An 18,579-nucleotide genomic window follows, 5' to 3' on the forward strand; every position below is an offset into this window, starting at 1 on the left:
AAATATGAAAATAAAAAAAGCAGATTTTGTTAAATCAGCAGTATATGAAAAAGATTATCCAGAACAACTAGATAAAATGGAATTTGCATTTGTTGGGAGATCAAATGTTGGAAAATCTTCTTTAATAAATAGTTTAACATCAAGATTAAAATTGGCAAGAACGAGTAAAACTCCAGGAAGAACACAATTAATAAATTATTTTTTAATAAATGATGACTTTTATATTGTGGACTTACCAGGTTATGGCTTTGCTAAAGTTCCTAAAGAAATGAAAAAACAATGGGGACAAACTATGGAAAGATATATTGCAAGTAAAAGGAAAAAATTAGTTTTTGTTTTACTTGATATTAGAAGAATTCCTAGTGATGAAGATATAGAAATGCTTGAATGGCTTGAATATAATGATATGGACTATAAAATTATATTTACAAAGATAGATAAGTTATCAAATAACGAAAGAGCTAAACAATTAAAAGCAATTAAAACTAGACTTGTTTTTGATAATGAAGATGTATTTTTTCATTCATCTTTAACAAGTAAAGGGAAAGAAGAAATTCTTAATTTTATTGAAGAAAAATTAAATAATTAAAATAAAAGTAAAAATTAATAAATCAAGAGATAAAATTCAAAATTTAAAATATAGGAACTATAGTTAAAGATTTTGAAAGGAGAGATATAAATGACTGAATTAGACAAAAATTATTCACCTAATGAGATAGAAGAAAAGTGGTATAAAATATGGGAAGACTCAAAGTATTTTGCAGCAAGCCTTTCATCAGAAAAGGAAAACTATTCAATAGTTATACCACCTCCAAATGTAACAGGAATTTTACATATGGGGCATGTTCTTAATAACTCAATTCAAGACACTTTAATAAGATACAATAGAATGACAGGAAAGAATACTCTTTGGATGCCAGGTTGTGATCATGCAGGAATAGCAACTCAAAATAAGGTTGAAAGAAAGTTAGCAGAAGATGGATTGAAAAAAGAAGATATAGGTAGAGAAAAATTTCTTGAAATGACTTGGGATTGGAAAGAAAAATATGGGGGAATAATAACTAAACAATTAAGAAAGTTAGGAGCATCATTAGATTGGGATAGAGAAAGATTTACTATGGATGAAGGACTTTCTTATGCAGTTAGAAAAATATTCAATGATTTATATCATGATGGTTTAATCTATCAAGGTGAATATATGGTAAACTGGTGTCCTTCTTGTGGAACTGCACTTGCAGATGATGAAGTTGATCACGAAGAAAAAGATGGACATTTATGGCAAATAAAATATCCAGTAAAAGATTCTAATGAATATATAATAATAGCTACATCAAGACCTGAAACTATGCTTGCTGATGTGGCAGTTGCAGTAAATCCAGATGATGAAAGATATAAGCATTTAGTAGGAAAAACTTTGATTTTACCATTAATTAATAGAGAAATTCCAATTATTGCTGATGAATATGTCGATAAAGAGTTTGGAACAGGGGGATTAAAAGTAACTCCTGCACATGATCCTAATGACTATAACTTAGGAAAAAAATATAATTTACCAATTATAAATATGTTGACTCCTGATGGTAAAATAGTTGAAGATTATCCTAAATATGCTGGATTAGATAGATTTGAAGCTAGAAAAAAAATAGTTGAAGATTTAAAAGAACAAGGTTTCTTTATAAAAACTGAACATTTACATCATGCAGTAGGTCAATGTTATAGATGTCAAACTGTTATAGAGCCAAGAGTGTCTCCACAATGGTTTGTAAAAATGCAACCTCTTGCAGAAAAAGCACTTGAAGTTGTAAGAAATGGAGAAATAAAAGTTCTTCCAAAAAGAATGGAAAAAATTTATTACAATTGGCTAGAAAATATAAGAGACTGGTGTATATCAAGACAAATTTGGTGGGGACACAGAATACCTGCTTGGTATGGACCAGATAGACATGTTTTTGTTGCTATGGACGAAGCAGAAGCAAAAGAACAAGCTAAAAAACATTATGGACACGATGTTGAATTATCTCAAGAAGAAGATGTTTTAGATACTTGGTTCTCATCTGCACTTTGGCCATTTTCAACAATGGGTTGGCCAGAAAAAACTAAGGAATTAGATTTGTTCTATCCTACAAATACATTAGTAACAGGAGCAGATATAATATTCTTCTGGGTTGCAAGAATGATAATGTTTGGTATGTATGAGCTTAAAAAGATACCATTTAAAAATGTATTCTTCCATGGAATTGTAAGAGATGAAATTGGTAGAAAAATGTCAAAATCTCTTGGAAATTCTCCTGACCCTCTTGATTTAATAAAAGAATTTGGAGTAGATGCTATAAGATTTTCTATGATATATAATACATCTCAAGGTCAAGATGTACATTTTTCAACTGACTTACTAGGAATGGGAAGAAACTTTGCTAATAAAATTTGGAATGCTGCAAGATTTGTTATTATGAACTTAGAAGGTTTTGATGTAAAATCTGTAGACAAGACAAAATTAGATTATGAACTTGTTGATAAGTGGATAATTTCAAGATTAAATGAAACTGCAAAAGAAGTAGAGGATTGTTTAGAAAAATTTGAACTTGATAATGCAGCAAAAGCAGTTTATGAATTTTTAAGAGGAGATTTCTGTGATTGGTATGTTGAAATTGCAAAAATCAGACTTTATAATAATGATGAAGATAAGAAAAATTCTAAATTAACAGCACAATATATGTTATGGACTGTCTTAGAACAAGGATTGAGATTACTTCATCCATTTATGCCATTTATCACAGAAGAAATTTGGCAAAAAATAAAAGTAGATGGAAATACTATAATGCTCCAACAATATCCAGTAGCAGATGATAGCTTAATAGATGTTAAAATTGAAAAATCTTTTGAATACATAAAAGAAATTATTTCTTCACTTAGAAATATAAGAGCAGAAAAAGGAATTTCTCCTGCTAAACCTGCAAAGGTAGTTGTGTCAACTTCTATTTCAGAAGAATTAGAAACTCTTGAAAAAAATGAGTTATTCATTAAAAAATTAGCTAACTTAGAAGAATTAACTTGTGGAACAAACATAGAAGCGCCTGCTCAAAGCTCTTTAAGAGTAGCAGGAAATTCATCAGTATATATGATATTAACAGGACTTTTAAATAATGAGGCAGAAATTAAGAAGATTAATGAACAACTTGCTAAATTAGAAAAAGAATTAGAACCTGTAAATAGAAAACTATCTGATGAAAAATTTACTTCAAAAGCTCCTCAACATATAATTGATAGAGAACTTAGAATACAAAAAGAATATTTAGATAAAATAGAAAAGTTAAAAGAAAGTTTGAAAAGTTTACAATAGACAATAAGACTTAAGTGATATTTAGAACTCTCATTTACTTTTAATGAAATAATAAGTAATTGTAGTTTTATTAAGGAGGTATTCTATGAAGAAAAATGTGGCTGTTTACTGTGGAGCAGCATTTGGAAATGATGAAACCTATAAAGATATTACAAAAAAATTAGGAAAATGGATAGGGAAAAATAATTATAATCTAGTATATGGTGGTGGAAGAGCAGGACTTATGGGCTTAATTGCTGATTCTTGCTTAGAAGCTGGAGCAGAAGTAACGGGAGTTATAACTTATTTTTTAGCTGAACGAGAATTAGCTCACGATAAAATAAATAAAGTTATAAAAGTTGATACAATGTCTGAAAGAAAAAAGAAAATGGCAGAACTTGCAGATATTTTTATAGCATTACCTGGAGGACCTGGAACTTTAGAAGAAATATCAGAAGTTGTATCTTGGGCTGTTTTATCTTTACATAAATCTCCATGTATATTTTTTAATCATGATAATTATTACAATCATATAAGAGATTTCTATGACCTTATGGTAGAAAAAGGATATTTAGAAAAAGAAACAAGAGAAAAATTATTGTTTAGTAATTCTTTTGAAGAAATAAAGGAGTTTATAAAGAATTATAAAGCTCCAGATATAAGAGAATATCATAATAAATAATAAAAAGAGCTATTGCAATTTTTTTAAAATGCAATAGCTCTTTTTTTGTTTTATAGGAAAGTATAAATTTAATATGAAAATTACTCTCCGACGTCCGTATTACTCTGGAGAGCATTTCGGTGAGCTTGGAAGAGTCATACGGCTGTCAGGAGACTTTATTTATTTTAAAAAATAATAAAATTTTATTTAAAAATTATAAAAAAAGATACAAAATTTGTGATATAATAAATAATCAAAAAAAATAGAGGTAATAGATGTCTAAAATAATTGTAAAAAAAGAGAAAGAACAAAAAATTATAAATTTTTATCCAAATATATTTAAAGATGAAATAAAAGAAATAATTGGAAATATTGAAACTGGAGATATTGTAGATGTTATAACAAGTGATATGAGATTTTTAGCAAGAGGGTATGTTACAGAAGGAACATCTGCTTTAGTCAGAGTTTTAACAACAAAAGATGAAAAGATTGATAAAAATTTTATTTTTGAAAGAATAAAAAGAGCAGTAGAAAAAAGAAAACATTTAAGAGATGAAACAAATAGTATAAGATATTTTTATTCAGAAGCAGATTATATTCCTGGCTTAGTAATAGATAAGTTTGATAAATATGTAACAGTTCAATTTAGAAATTCAGGTGTTGAAAAATTTAAATCTGATATAGTAGATGCAATTAAAAAATATTTAAAACCAAAAGGAATATATGAGAGAAGTGATGTCGAAAATAGAGTTCATGAAGGTGTTGAAACTAAAACGGGAGTTATTTATGGAGAAATACCTGATAGAATTATTATGGAAGATAATGGAATTAAATATAATATAGACATTATTGAAGGGCAAAAAACAGGATTTTTCTTAGATCAAAGAGAGTCAAGAAAATTTATAAATAAATATATTAATTCACAAACAAGATTTTTAGATGTCTTTTCAAGTAGTGGCGGTTTTTCAATGAGAGCCTTAAAAAGTGGAGCAAGAGAAGTTGTAGCTATAGATAAAGATACGCATGCTTTGGAGTTATGCCATGAAAATTATAAGTTAAATGAATTTAGTGGAGAGTTTTCAACAATAGAAGGAGATGCTTTTTTAATGCTTGAAAGCTTAGCAACTAGAAATAAAAAATTTGATATAATAAGTCTTGACCCACCATCACTAATAAAAAAGAAAACTGAAATTTATAGAGGAAGAGATTTCTTCTTAGATCTATGTGATAAAAGTTTTAAGTTGTTAGAAAATAATGGTATTCTTGGGATAATAACTTGTGCTTATCATATTAGTTTACAAGATTTAATAGAAGTAACAAGAATGGCGGCTTCAAAAAATAATAAGCTTCTTAGTGTCATAGGTATAAATTATCAGCCTGAAGATCACCCTTGGATTTTACATATTCCAGAAACATTGTATTTAAAGGCTTTATGGGTAAGAGTGGAAGAGAGGTAATGAGGTGCAGGTAGATATTTTAATTTTTATAATTCTATTAATAGGAATTTTAAGTGGAATGAAAAATGGAATATTTGTAGAAATTATATCAGTTTTTGGATTTGCAATAAATATAATGATGACAAAAATTTATACTCCTGTAGTTCTAAGATTTTTGAAAAGATCGGAGATAACTTTTACAAATAACTATGTAATAACTTATGTTGTAACATTTATAACAGTTTATTTGGTAATGTCTATGGTTTTATTATTTGTAAAAAAGGCATTTAAAGGATTAAATGCAGGTCTTTTTAGTAGACTTATGGGTGCCGTTGCAGGTTTTGTAAAGGGATTGATTATATCCTTAGTAATATTGTTAGTTTATACTTATGCAATAAAATTAGTACCTTCATTTGAAAAATATTCTCGTAATAGTATAGCAATAACTATCTTTTATGAAATATTACCTAATTTTGAAAATTTTATTCCAGATATTTTATTAGAAGATTTTAATAGAAATGCAACAACAAAAATTATTGAAAAGAATATAAATACTTTGTTATAAGATAAGGTGAATTATGAAAATATTAAATAAATATATATTAGAAGAATTAAAAGGACCAATAATTTTATCAATTTTTATTTTTACTTTTATTTTTTTATTGGATATTATAGTAACAATGATGGAACATATTATTGTAAAAGGAATATCGATTTTAAATGTATTAAGACTTTTATCATTTTATGTACCTCCTATACTAACTCAAACAATTCCAATAGGAATATTTTTAGGGATAATGATATGTTTTACAAAATTTAGTAGAAATAGTGAATCAGTAGCTATGGTTTCTATTGGGACATCGATAAGAAGTATATTAAAGCCAATACTAGCTATTGCATTAGTTTCATCAATTTTTATTTTATTTTTACAAGAGAGTATAATCCCAAGATCATTTATAAAGTTAAAATACGTCGGTGCAAAAATAGCTTATGAAAATCCGGTTTTTCAACTGAAAGAAAAAACTTTTATAGACAATTTAGATCAGTACAGTTTATATGTTGATGAAGTAAAATCTGATGGGAAAGCTAAAAATATAATAGCATTTGAAAAAGCAGAAAAAGGGAAATTTCCAATGTTATTAGTAGGAAAAGAAGCTTTTTGGAAAGATAATGCTATTGTTTTAAAAGATTCAGAGTTTATAAGTTTTGATGAAACTGGGAAGAAAAATTTATTTGGAACATTTGATGAGAAAAGAGTTGTTTTAGCTGCATACTTTCAAGATATAAATTTAAAAATAAAAGATGTTGAAGCTTTAAGTATAACTCAGTTAATAAAAGATTTAAAAGATGTGAGTGAAGAAGATAAATTACAGTATAGAATAGAGATTTTTAGAAAATTAGCTCTAATTTTTTCAACAATTCCTTTAGCTGTTATAGGGTTTTCTCTTTCATTAGGACATCATAGAATATCAAAAAAATATTCATTTTTAATAGCAATGTTAATAATTTTTACATATATTATATTTTTAAATGTAGGAATAGTTATGGCAAGTTCTGGTAGAATAGCACCTTTTATTGCAACATGGACACCAAATATACTTTTATATATACTAGCTTATATATTATATAGAGTAAAGGAAAAGAGAGGTATATAATGAAAAAATTAGATATATATATAAGTAAATATTTTATAAAATATTTTTTAATGAATATAGTTGCATTTATGGGAATTTTTTTACTAGCCCAGATGTTTAGAATAATAAAGTATATAAATCAAGGTAAATTGGTAGGAATTTCACAAATATTTGACTATGTAGTTAATTTATTACCAAAAATGTTTGTTGAAACAACTCCTTTAGCAATTTTACTTGCTGGTCTTATTACCATAAGTATAATGGCAAGTAACTTAGAAATAGTATCTTTAAAAACAGCAGGGATAAAATTTTCAAGAATAGTTAGAGCCCCCTTAATAATAGCTTTTGTTATATCTTTGTTTGTATTTTTTGTAAACAATTCTATATATACAAAGTCTTTAGCTAAAATTAATTTTTATAGAAAAGGAGAAGAAGGAGTTTCTTTAAAATTGCCTGTGACTAAAGATAATGCATTTTTAATTAATTCAACAGATAAACATATTTATTTAATGCAAAATATAAATAGAGAAAGTGGTATAGCAACAGATGTTGAAGTAATAACTTATGAAACAGAGATATCTGAACCAACTGAAGTTATAACTGCAAAAGAAGCAAAATATGATAATGAAAAAAAATCTTGGCTATTTAAAGATGTAAATATTTACAATGTATCAACAAAAGAAACGGTTACAAAAAAAGAATATCAATCTGAAAGGTATAGTGATGCCCCTGATAATTTTATAAGAATGTCAGCAGAAGACCCGAGAATGCTTACTATTAAAGAGCTAAAGAAAACTATAAAAGAGCAGGCTAATATAGGAGAAGATACAAGAATTTATCTAGCAGAGCTAGCTAAAAGATATGCTTTTCCCTTTGCAAGTTTTATAGTAGCTTTTATAGGACTTTCAGTTAGTAGTAGATATGTTAGAGGAGGAAGAACAACTCTAAATTTAGTAATATGTGTTGTTGCAGGTTATGGATATTATATTGTATCAGGAGCTTTTGAAGCTATGAGCTTAAATGGAATATTGAATCCTTTTATAGCAACATGGATACCTAATATAATATACCTTATAATAGGCTTGTATTTTATGAATAAAGCTGAATACTGATGCATAGTTAAAAAACTCTCTGATGTCCGTATTAGTTCGAAGAACCTATGTTCATTGAGTTCGTAGAACTCATACGGCTGTCAAGAGACTAATAACTATTTTAAATTATACTTTCCTATAGAATAAATGAAAGAAGAAAGGAATAAAATGGAAGAGATAAAATTAAGAAAACTTGAGAATGGAATCACATTAATAACTGAAAATATATCAGCTTTAAATACTTTTAGTATGGGTTTTTTTATAAAGACTGGTGCAATAAACGAAGATAAAAATTTAAATGAAACAGGTATATCTCATTTTATTGAACATCTAATGTTTAAGGGGACAAAAAAAAGAACGGCAAAAGAAATTTCAGAATATGTTGATTTTGAAGGTGGAGCAATAAATGCTTATACTGCAAGAGATAAAACTTGCTACTATATAAAAATGATGTCATCAAAGATTGATATAGCTATAGATGTTTTAACAGATATGTTGCTAAACTCAACTTTTGAAGAAGAAAATATCGAAAAAGAAAGAAATGTAATTATAGAAGAAATAAAAATGTATGATGATATTCCTGAGGAAGTTGTGCATGATAAAGCTATGGAGTTTGCAATAAAAGGAATTTTTTCAAACTCAATTTCAGGAACTGCTGAAGATTTAAAAAAGATAACAAGAGAAGATATTATAAGATATTTAGAAAAAAATTATGTAGCAGAAAAAATGGTAATTGTTGTTTCTGGAAATATTGATGAAGAATATTTATACAACGAACTAAATGAAAAATTAAAGGATTTTAGAAGAATAAACGAGGACAGGGACTTAGATTTAAGTTATGAAATAATGTCAGGAGAAAATATTGTAAAAAATCCATCAAATCAAATACATTTATGTCTTACAACAAGAGGAGTTTCAGTAGATTCTGAGATGAGATATCCTGCTGCAATTATTTCAAATATTTTAGGTCAAGGAATGAGCTCTAGATTATTTCAAAATATTAGAGAAGAAAGAGGCCTAGCTTATTCAGTATACACATATTTGAGCAGATTTATAAATTGTGGTTTAATGACAGTTTATGTTGGAACTACAAAAGAAGATTATAAAGAAGTTATTGAGCTAATAAAAAAAGAATTTTCTGAAATCAAAGAACATGGAATTTCAGAAAGAGAATTGGAAAAAGCTAAGAACAAATATGAAAGTGCTTTTACTTTTAGTTTAGAAAGTACAACTTCAAGAATGAATAGCATAGCAAGTTCATATTTAACTTATGGGAAAATTATAACTATTGATGAAGTAAAAGAAGAAATAAAAGCCGTAACACTTGAAGATGTGAAAAAGGCAGCTCAATTCTTATTTGATGAAAATTATTATTCAACAACAATAGTTGGGAATTTATAGAATAGGAGAATTTAAAAATGAAAAAAATTCAAGTAAAAGTTGTTAGAGAAGAAGGAGTAACTTTACCTAAGTATGAAACAGAAGGTTCAGCCGGTTTAGATGTTAGAGCTAATATAAAAGAACCAATAGTCTTAAAAAGTTTAGAAAAAGTCTTAATTCCCACAGGATTAAAAGTTGCAATTCCTGAAGGATATGAAATACAAGTTAGACCTAGAAGTGGATTAGCAATAAAACATGGAATAACTATGCTTAATTCTCCAGGTACTGTTGACAGTGATTATAGAGGAGAATTAAAAGTGATTGCTGTGAATTTAAGTAATGAAAGCTATACAATAGAACCTAACGAAAGAATAGCACAATTAGTTTTGAATAAGGTTGAACAAATTGATTTTATTGAAGTTGCTGAGTTGGACGAAACAGAAAGAGGAGAAGGTGGCTTCGGACATACTGGAAAATAAAATAATAGTGGAGAACAAATAATGTTTAATAATAACACGCATTTAGAAAAAATTTTAAAATTTAATATATTTTTTATACTAAATATAATTTTAATATTTATAATGAGCTTATCAACTATTTATAGTGCTACTTTAGAAAAAACAGGAAATTTTTTCTTCAAAGAATTATTATGGTTTGTCATAGCAAGTTTAGTATTTATAATGGTTTCATTGGTAGATTATAGAAAATATATGAAGTATTCTAATCAAATTTATATTTTTAATTTACTTATTTTAGCTTCTGTCTTAGTAATAGGAACTAAAAAATTAGGAGCAAGAAGATGGATAGATTTAGGAGGTATAGCTCTCCAACCATCTGAATTTGCAAAAATATTATTAATTTTTACATTTTCAAGTTTTTTGGTAAAAAATTATTCGGATAGATATACAGGTTTTAGAGCTATGTTCTACAGTTTTTTACATATATTTCCAATATTTTTTTTGATAGCAGTAGAGCCTGATTTAGGTACATCTCTTGTTATTATATTAATCTATGGAGTTTTACTTTTTGTAAATAGATTGGAATGGAAATGTATAGCAACGGTTTTTTTATCAATATTATTTATAGTGCCATTAGCCTATAAATTTTTATTGAAAGATTACCAAAAAGATAGAATAGATACATTTTTATCTCCAGAAGCAGACGCATTAGGAACTGGTTGGAATATAAGCCAATCTAAAATTGCAATAGGTTCAGGAGAGATATTTGGAAAAGGATTTTTAAACAATACTCAAGGAAAACTAAGATTTTTACCGGAATCACATACAGACTTTATAGGTTCAGTATTTTTAGAAGAAAGAGGATTTATTGGAGGAACTATATTAATATTACTTTATATAGCTCTAATAGGACAAATACTATATATTGCAGATAAAACTGATGATAAATTTGGGAAGTATGTTTGTTATGGAATTGCAACAATTTTCTTTTTTCATATTTTTGTAAATATGGGAATGATAATGGGAATTATGCCAGTAACTGGGTTGCCTTTGTTACTTATGAGTTATGGAGGAAGCTCCTTAGTATTTTCCTTTTTTATGTTAGGAATAGTTCAGAGTATAAAAATATACAGAAATAATGGTGGAAGCAGATGATAGAATTCATTATTGATGAAGAGTATGAGAATGTTAGAATAGATAGATTTTTAAGAAAAAATTTGAATATTTCACTTTCAGAAGTATATAAGTTGTTAAGAAAAGCTAAAATAAAAGTTAATAATAAAAAGGTTTCTCAAGATTATAGAATACAGTTAAATGATATAATAGCAATTTATCTTCCTAATTCTTGTATTCAAACTAAAGAGATTAATTTTGTAGACTTAACATTAGATAGAAAAAATAGTTTAGAAAAAATGATTGTATATGAAGATGAAAATTTATTTATTGTAAATAAGCCATTTGGAGAAATAGTTCATAGGGGTAGTGGACATGATATTTCCTTATTAGAAGAATATAGAGCATATTTTCAAAATATAAATGTAAATTTTGTAAACAGAATAGATAAATTAACTTCCGGACTTGTTATAGCAACAAAAAATATTAGAACAGCTAGAGAAATAGCAACTGAAATTCAAAATGGGAATATTATAAAAAAATATTATATTTTAGTTCACGGAGATATAACAGAGGAAGAATTTACAATTACTAATTTTTTAAAAAAAGAAGATGAAAAAGTCGTTGTATCAGATGTTGAATTAGAGGGTTACAAAATAGCAATAACTTATTATAAAAAAATAGAAAACATAAAAAATAAATATAGTTTATTGGAAGCTACTTTAGAAACTGGAAGAACTCATCAGTTGAGAGTGCAGTTGTCAAACAAAGGACATTCAATAGTTGGTGATACTAAGTATGGAATAAATGATAATGAAGAAAAAATGTATTTATTTTCATACTATTTAAAAATAAATATTTATAATATTGAAATAAACTTAGAAATACCAAAATTTTTCATGGATAAATAAAATTAAATGAAGGAGGGAAAAATGGAATTTTTGGCAAAATTTTTTAAAGTATCTGAAAGAAACAGTACAATTTCTCGTGAGGTGATGGGAGGAATTACAACATTTTTAGCAATGTCGTATATTATAATTGTTAACCCTTCGATACTTGCACTTTCTGGAATGGAAAAGGGAGCTTTGATAACAATAACTTGTTTAGCATCATTTTTAGGAACATTTATAGCTGGAGTATGGGCTAATTCACCTATAGCTCTTGCACCTGGAATGGGGCTTAATGCTTTCTTTACTTATACGCTTGTAATGGAAAGAGGAGTACCTTGGGAGACAGGTTTAGGAATTGTATTTTTATCAGGAGTTTTCTTTTTGATTTTATCTATAGGTGGAATAAGAGAAAGAATAGCTAATTCAATTCCAGTACCATTAAGACTAGCAGTTGGTGGAGGAATTGGTCTATTTATAGCTTTTATAGGTTTAAAATCTATGGGTATTATAGTTGCAAACCAAGCAACATTTGTTGGTATAGGAGAATTTACTAAAACAACTTGTATTTCACTTATAGGTTTATTTATTATAGCTGTAATGGAAATAAAACAAATGAAAGGTGGAATATTGATAGGAATAATAGTAACCACTGTTTTAGCAGTAGTTATAGGAGATGTAACTTTACCTACTCAAATGATATCATTACCTCCAAGTCCATTACCAATAATGTTTAAATTAGATATTTTATCAGCTATGAAATTAACATTAGTTGGACCTATATTTTCATTTATGTTTGTTGATTTATTTGACTCACTAGGAACTTTAATTAGTTGCTCAAAAGAAATGGGACTTGTAAATGAAAAAGGAGAAGTTAAAAATTTGGGAAGAATGCTATATGTCGATGCAACTTCAACAATTTTTGGTTCTGTAATGGGAACATCAACTGTAACAGCTTTTGTTGAATCAGCAGCTGGAATTATGGTTGGAGCTAGAACAGGTCTTGCAGCACTAATAACTTCTTTAGGTTTCTTGCTTGCATTATTTTTCACTCCTTTAATAAGTATAGTTCCTGGGTATGCAACAGCTCCAGCACTTATCATTGTAGGAATTTTTATGTTTAGACAAATGGCTTCTTTAGATTTTAAAGACTTTAGAATATTATTGCCAGCGTTCATTACAACATTTACTATGCCACTAACTTATAGTATTAGTACAGGTTTAGCTTTAGGATTCCTATCATATATAATTATACATTTTTTAATAGGAGATTTTAAAAAGTTAAATATTCCTTTATTATTTATTGGATTAGTGTCATTATTACATCTACTTGTTTAATTTTAGATTAAAATAATATAAAAAGTTTAAAAAAAATTATTTTTGCTTGACTTTAATAGATATTTATAGTAAAATTCGAAAGAAAACTAAGGTTATCATAGTTTTAAAAACATTTAATAACTAATTAATATAATGGAGGGATTTTAAATGACAAAAAAAGAATTTATCAATGTATTTGCTGAAAAAGGTGGATTGAAAAAAAATGAAGCTGAAAGATTAGTAGGAGCTTTCTTAGAAACTGTTGAAGAAGCTCTAGTAAAAGGAGAATTAGTAAGATTCATAGGATTTGGTTCTTGGGAAGTAAAAGAAAGAGCTGCAAGAGAAGTAATGAATCCACAAACTCAAAAGAAAATTAAAGTAGGAGCTAAAAAAGTAGTTAAATTTAAAGTTGGACAAACTTTAGCTGATAAAGTTGCTGCAAATGCAACTGCTAAAAAAGCAACTAAGAAAAAATAATAACTTAAAATAAAAAAAGCACTGTGTTTCACAGTGCTTTTTTTATTCTATAAGAAAGTATAAAAATAAATAGCAAAATTAGTCTCTGATGTCCGTATTACTCTGGAGAGCATTTCGGTGAGCTCGGAAGAGTCATACGGCTGTCAGGAGACTATATTTATATAAAGAAAATCTAAAACTTTTAATATATTTCATAAATTAAAATATTTTATAAAAAAAAATTATCTCTATTAAATAATTTACTTGAAAAATATTCAATAATTATGTATGATACATTTAAAATATTATTATGGAGGTGTGTTGATGTTAAAATTTTATATCGATGTGGTAAATTATCTTACTATATTTGCATTTTTAATTGGAATTTTAACTGCACTATTAATAAAAAATAAAAATACTTTTATAAGTATAAGTGTAGGGATACTTTCAATAATTGGACTGGGAAGTTCAATAGCAATGACAGTATTTAAACAATTATACCCACAGAAAATGGTAAAGATTTCATTATTATATAATAGAAGGTCTTTGGCTATTGGAATGATTTTTATATTAATAGTTTTATTGGTTGAGATAATAGGAGTGCTTTTTAAAGAAGAAAAAGGAAGAAAAATGATAAAATCCTTATCCTATGTATCCATAGTTTTTATGACGATTGCTATATGGTTGTTAGCTTTTACAATTTTTCCACAAGTTTATGCTATGACAAAAGAATTTGTAGCTTTTGGAGAAGATTCTTTTGGAACACAATCATTATTGAGGTTAGGAGGATATTTACTAGGTTTAATAACAGTATTTTTAATTAGTCTTTCTGTTCAAAAAATATATTTTAAATTGAGTGAAATGAAAGGAAAACTATTTTCGTTATTTATAATATTGATAGCAAGTTTTGACTTTTTTTTGAGAGGAATAGCTGCACTTGCAAGGCTTAGAATATTAAGAGCAAACAATGAATTTGTTTTTAATGTAATGATACTTGAAGATAAAGGTGGAACATATATAATATCTTTATTTGTTATATTAGCAGTAGTATTTTCTTTCTATCTATTTAGAAGTAGTTTAAAGGTAATAGGAACATTCAAAAATAATGCTATGCTTAGAAAAGAAAAAGCAAGATTGAAAAATAATAGAAGCTGGGCTATGACTTTAATATTTTTCTCGGTTATTACAGTGTTTTCTGTAACTGTAGTACATGCCCATATAAATAAACCTGTGGAACTTACTCCAGCTCAACCATATCGAGAAGAAGGAAATACTATTATAATTCCTTTAACTGATGTTGAAGATGGACATTTACACAGATTTTCATATATTTCAGAAGGACATAATGTAAGATTTATTGTTGTAAAGAAACCTAAAGGTGGAAGTTATGGAGTAGGACTAGATGCCTGTGATATTTGTGGACTTGCTGGATATTACGAAAGAAATGATGAAGTTGTTTGTAAGCGTTGTGATGTGGTAATGAATAAATCTACCATTGGTTTTAAAGGTGGATGTAACCCAGTGCCATTTGAGTATGAAATAAGAGATAAAAAAATTATGATAGATAAATCGGTTCTTGATAAAGAAAAGGATCGTTTTCCAGTAGGTGATTAATATGTTTTGGAGAATGGTAAGAGGAACATTATTTAGGCAAAGAAGTAAAATGCTTATGATAGCATTTACAGTTGCACTTGGAGTATCTTTAGCAACGGCGATGATGAATGTTATGCTTGGAGTTGGAGATAAAGTAAATAAAGAATTAAAAACATATGGTGCTAATATAACAGTAATGCATAAAGACGCATCAATATTAGATGACTTATATGGTATTAGTGGTGAAACAGTTTCAAATAAATTTTTAATAGAATCTGAAATACCTAAAATAAAACAAATATTTTGGGGATTTGCAATTTTAGATTTTGCTCCTTATTTAGAAAGAACAGGAGAAATAGAAGGAATTAGTAATAAAATAAAAATCTATGGTACTTGGTTTGATAAACACATGGTTATGCCGACAGGAGAAGAAGTAGATGCCGGTATAAAAAATCTTAAAACTTGGTGGGAAGTTAAAGGAGAATGGCTAAGTGAAGATGATTTAGATAAAGTTATGCTAGGTAGTCTTATAGCAGGTAAATATAATATAAATATTGGGGATAAAATAAAAGTTAAAGGCTCAAAGAGTGAAAAAGAACTTATTGTAAAAGGAATTATAAATTCTGGTGGAGATGATGACCAAACAATTTATATGAATTTAAAAAATGTTCAAGATTTATATGGCTTAGAAGATAAGGTATCTATGCTTGAAGTTTCGGCTCTAACAACTCCTGATAATGATTTAGCAAAAAAAGCCGCTCAAGATCCGAATAGTTTAACTATATCTGAGTATGAAACTTGGTATTGTACAGCTTATGTAAGTACAATAAGTTATCAAATCCAAGAAGTTTTATCAGATAGTGTAGCAAAACCAAATAGACAAGTTGCAGAGTCTGAAGGGACTATACTTAACAAAACAGAATTATTGATGTTATTGATTTGTATATTGAGTTCATTTGCTTCTGCACTAGGAATTTCAAATTTAATCACAGCTTCAGTTATAGAAAGAAGTCAAGAAATTGGACTTATAAAGGCTATCGGTGGAACAAGTAGAAGAATAATAATACTTATTCTTACAGAGGTTGTATTAACGGGGATATTAGGAGGAATTTTTGGATATATTGCAGGAATAGGGTTTACACAAATAATTGGTAAAACTGTATTTTCATCATATATAAGTCCAGCAGTTATAGTTATACCAATAGATATTGCTCTTGTATTTGCAGTTACAATACTTGGAAGTATTCCAGCTATTAAGTATTTGTTAACTTTAAAACCAACAGAAGTTTTACATGGAAGATAAGAATAGGAGGAAAAATGACTAAGAAAAAGATGTATATGAAACTTGTTGTAAATTCTCTTATTAGAAGAAAGGCAAGAATGATAGTAGCATTACTTGCTATTGCTATTGGAGCTACAATAATGTCTGGTCTTGTTACCATATACTATGATATACCAAGACAGCTTGGAAAAGAATTTAGGTCATACGGAGCAAACTTTGTTGTGTTGCCATCTGGAAATGAAAAAATAACAGAAGATGAATTTACAAATATAAAAAATGAGATGTCTCAACAAAAAATTGTGGGTATGGCACCTTATAGATATGAAACTACTAAAATTAATCAACAACCGTATATATTAACTGGAACAGATATGCTAGAAGTTAAGAAAAATAGTCCGTTTTGGTATATAGAAGGGGAATGGTCAACAAATGAAGATAAAAATAATGTTATGATAGGAAAAGAAATATCAAAGAAATTAAATTTAAAAATAGGAGAAACTTTTGTAATAGAAGGACCAAAAGCAGGTACAGAAGTTGTTGCATCAAAACAATCTGATTCTGCTGAAGAAAGTAAGAAAAAAGATTTAAATTCAAATTTTTATTCAAAAAAATTAAAAGTTAAAGGAATTATTACAACTGGTGGAGCTGAAGAATCATTTATATTTTTACCTTTAAGTGTATTGAATGAAATTTTGGAAGATTCTACTAAAATAGATAGTATAGAATGTTCAATTGAAGCAGATTCAAAACAATTAGAAAGTTTAGCTACAAAATTAAAAGGAGAAAATTCAAATATTGAAGCTAGACCTATAAAGAGAGTTACACAATCACAAGATATAGTTTTAGGTAAATTACAAGCTTTAGTTTTACTTGTTAATATAGTTGTCTTAATACTTACTATGATTTCAGTAACTACTACAATGATGGCTGTTGTTGCCGAAAGAAGAAAAGAAATTGGACTAAAAAAAGCTTTAGGTGCTTATGATTCAGAAATAAAAAAAGAATTTTTAGGAGAAGGTTCTGCATTAGGTTTTATCGGTGGAACTTTAGGAGTAGGTTTAGGATTTGTTTTTGCACAAGAAGTGAGTTTAAGTGTGTTTGGTAGAGCAATAGAATTTCAATGGTTATTTGCTCCTATAACAATTATTGTTTCTATGATTATAACTACTTTGGCCTGTTTGTATCCAGTTAAGAAAGCAATGGAAATTGAGCCAGCAATAGTACTGAAAGGAGAATAAGTAAAATGGATAATCGTGAAATTTTATTAGAAGTAAAAAATGTTTCAAAAATATATGGAGATCTTCATGCATTAAAAGATGTAAGCTTAACTGTTAGAAAGGGAGAATGGGTTGCTATAATGGGTTCATCAGGTTCGGGAAAATCTACTATGATGAATATTATTGGCTGTATGGATAAGCCTACGATTGGAGAAGTTATACTTGATGGTCAAGATATAACTAAAAAAAGTCAGAGAGCATTAACAGAAGTAAGAAGAGAAAAAATAGGATTAATATTTCAACAATTCCATTTGATTCCTTATCTAACTGCACTAGAAAATGTTATGGTAGCACAATATTACCATAGTATTCCAGATGAAGAAGAAGCATTGAGAGCATTGGAAAGAGTGGGATTGAAAGAAAGAGCAAAACATTTACCTAGCCAATTATCTGGTGGAGAACAACAAAGAGTTTGTATTGCAAGAGCTTTGATAAATAGTCCAGAAATAATTTTAGCAGATGAGCCAACTGGAAACCTAGATGAAACGAATGAAAAGATAGTAATTGAAATTTTGAGACAGCTTCATGAAGAAGGAACTACAATTATAGTTGTAACTCATGATTTAGAAGTTGGAGATGTTGCAGAAAGAAAAATAATATTAGAATACGGTAAAATTGTTGATGTCGTAGATCAAAAAGAATTCGGGAAAAGAAAATAATAATATTTTAATACAG

17 protein-coding genes are annotated in these 18,579 nt (G+C 27.7%); all 17 read left to right on the forward strand.

Annotated elements, in window-relative coordinates:
* The first annotated feature begins 4 nt into the window (after window positions 1-4).
* The 17 genes from yihA to BQ2505_RS05785 all read left to right on the forward strand — a co-directional run bounded on the left by yihA (window position 5) and on the right by BQ2505_RS05785 (window position 18,563).
* Window positions 5-589 (forward strand): ribosome biogenesis GTP-binding protein YihA/YsxC, encoded by a 585-nt coding sequence (gene yihA / locus BQ2505_RS05705; RefSeq protein ID WP_074016811.1) that lies wholly within the window; start codon window positions 5-7, stop codon window positions 587-589.
* A gap of 90 nt (window positions 590-679) precedes the next feature.
* Complete coding sequence (locus tag BQ2505_RS05710; RefSeq protein ID WP_074016812.1) at window positions 680-3,340, forward strand: valine--tRNA ligase; 2,661 nt, start codon at window positions 680-682, stop codon at window positions 3,338-3,340.
* A gap of 85 nt (window positions 3,341-3,425) precedes the next feature.
* On the forward strand, window positions 3,426-4,001 hold the full coding sequence (locus BQ2505_RS05715; protein WP_074016813.1) for an LOG family protein: 576 nt from the start codon (window positions 3,426-3,428) through the stop codon (window positions 3,999-4,001).
* A gap of 254 nt (window positions 4,002-4,255) precedes the next feature.
* A complete protein-coding gene (locus BQ2505_RS05720) occupies window positions 4,256-5,437 on the forward strand; it encodes a class I SAM-dependent rRNA methyltransferase (protein ID WP_074016814.1) in 1,182 nt (393 codons plus the stop codon).
* A gap of 4 nt (window positions 5,438-5,441) precedes the next feature.
* Window positions 5,442-5,981, forward strand: coding sequence for a CvpA family protein (locus BQ2505_RS05725; RefSeq protein ID WP_074016815.1), 540 nt, complete (start codon window positions 5,442-5,444; stop codon window positions 5,979-5,981).
* Between the two features lie 13 nt (window positions 5,982-5,994).
* Window positions 5,995-7,071, forward strand: coding sequence for an LptF/LptG family permease (locus BQ2505_RS05730; protein ID WP_074016816.1), 1,077 nt, complete (start codon window positions 5,995-5,997; stop codon window positions 7,069-7,071).
* Window positions 7,068-8,162 carry an LptF/LptG family permease gene (locus tag BQ2505_RS05735; protein ID WP_074016817.1) on the forward strand — a complete coding sequence of 365 codons (1,095 nt, stop codon included), beginning with the start codon at window positions 7,068-7,070 and terminating at the stop codon, window positions 8,160-8,162. Before BQ2505_RS05730 ends, BQ2505_RS05735 begins: the two co-directional genes overlap by 4 nt.
* A 147-nt stretch (window positions 8,163-8,309) precedes the next feature.
* Entirely contained in the window at window positions 8,310-9,542 is a 1,233-nt protein-coding gene (locus tag BQ2505_RS05740; RefSeq protein WP_074016818.1) for a M16 family metallopeptidase, read from the forward strand.
* A 17-nt stretch (window positions 9,543-9,559) separates the two neighbouring features.
* Entirely contained in the window at window positions 9,560-10,000 is a 441-nt protein-coding gene (gene dut / locus BQ2505_RS05745; protein ID WP_074016819.1) for a dUTP diphosphatase, read from the forward strand.
* Window positions 10,001-10,021: 21 nt separating this feature from the next.
* On the forward strand, window positions 10,022-11,134 hold the full coding sequence (gene rodA, locus BQ2505_RS05750) for a rod shape-determining protein RodA (protein ID WP_074016820.1): 1,113 nt from the start codon (window positions 10,022-10,024) through the stop codon (window positions 11,132-11,134).
* A complete protein-coding gene (locus BQ2505_RS05755; RefSeq protein WP_074016821.1) occupies window positions 11,131-12,003 on the forward strand; it encodes an RluA family pseudouridine synthase in 873 nt (290 codons plus the stop codon). The genes rodA and BQ2505_RS05755 overlap by 4 nt, the downstream gene beginning before the upstream one ends.
* A 21-nt stretch (window positions 12,004-12,024) precedes the next feature.
* Window positions 12,025-13,317 (forward strand): NCS2 family permease, encoded by a 1,293-nt coding sequence (locus BQ2505_RS05760; protein WP_074016822.1) that lies wholly within the window; start codon window positions 12,025-12,027, stop codon window positions 13,315-13,317.
* A gap of 147 nt (window positions 13,318-13,464) precedes the next feature.
* Window positions 13,465-13,773: an HU family DNA-binding protein gene (locus BQ2505_RS05765; RefSeq protein ID WP_074016823.1), complete on the forward strand. Its 309-nt coding sequence runs from the start codon at window positions 13,465-13,467 to the stop codon at window positions 13,771-13,773.
* Between the two features lie 303 nt (window positions 13,774-14,076).
* Window positions 14,077-15,366, forward strand: a complete 1,290-nt coding sequence (locus BQ2505_RS05770; protein ID WP_074016824.1) for a Fe-S-containing protein — start codon at window positions 14,077-14,079, stop codon at window positions 15,364-15,366.
* Window position 15,367: 1 nt separating this feature from the next.
* On the forward strand, window positions 15,368-16,648 hold the full coding sequence (locus tag BQ2505_RS05775; protein ID WP_074016825.1) for an ABC transporter permease: 1,281 nt from the start codon (window positions 15,368-15,370) through the stop codon (window positions 16,646-16,648).
* A gap of 14 nt (window positions 16,649-16,662) precedes the next feature.
* Window positions 16,663-17,865: an ABC transporter permease gene (locus BQ2505_RS05780; protein WP_074016826.1), complete on the forward strand. Its 1,203-nt coding sequence runs from the start codon at window positions 16,663-16,665 to the stop codon at window positions 17,863-17,865.
* A gap of 5 nt (window positions 17,866-17,870) precedes the next feature.
* A complete protein-coding gene (locus BQ2505_RS05785; RefSeq protein WP_074016827.1) occupies window positions 17,871-18,563 on the forward strand; it encodes an ABC transporter ATP-binding protein in 693 nt (230 codons plus the stop codon).
* Window positions 18,564-18,579 lie beyond the last annotated feature (16 nt).

Source organism: Fusobacterium massiliense (assembly GCF_900095705.1).
Lineage (GTDB): Bacteria > Fusobacteriota > Fusobacteriia > Fusobacteriales > Fusobacteriaceae > Fusobacterium > Fusobacterium massiliense.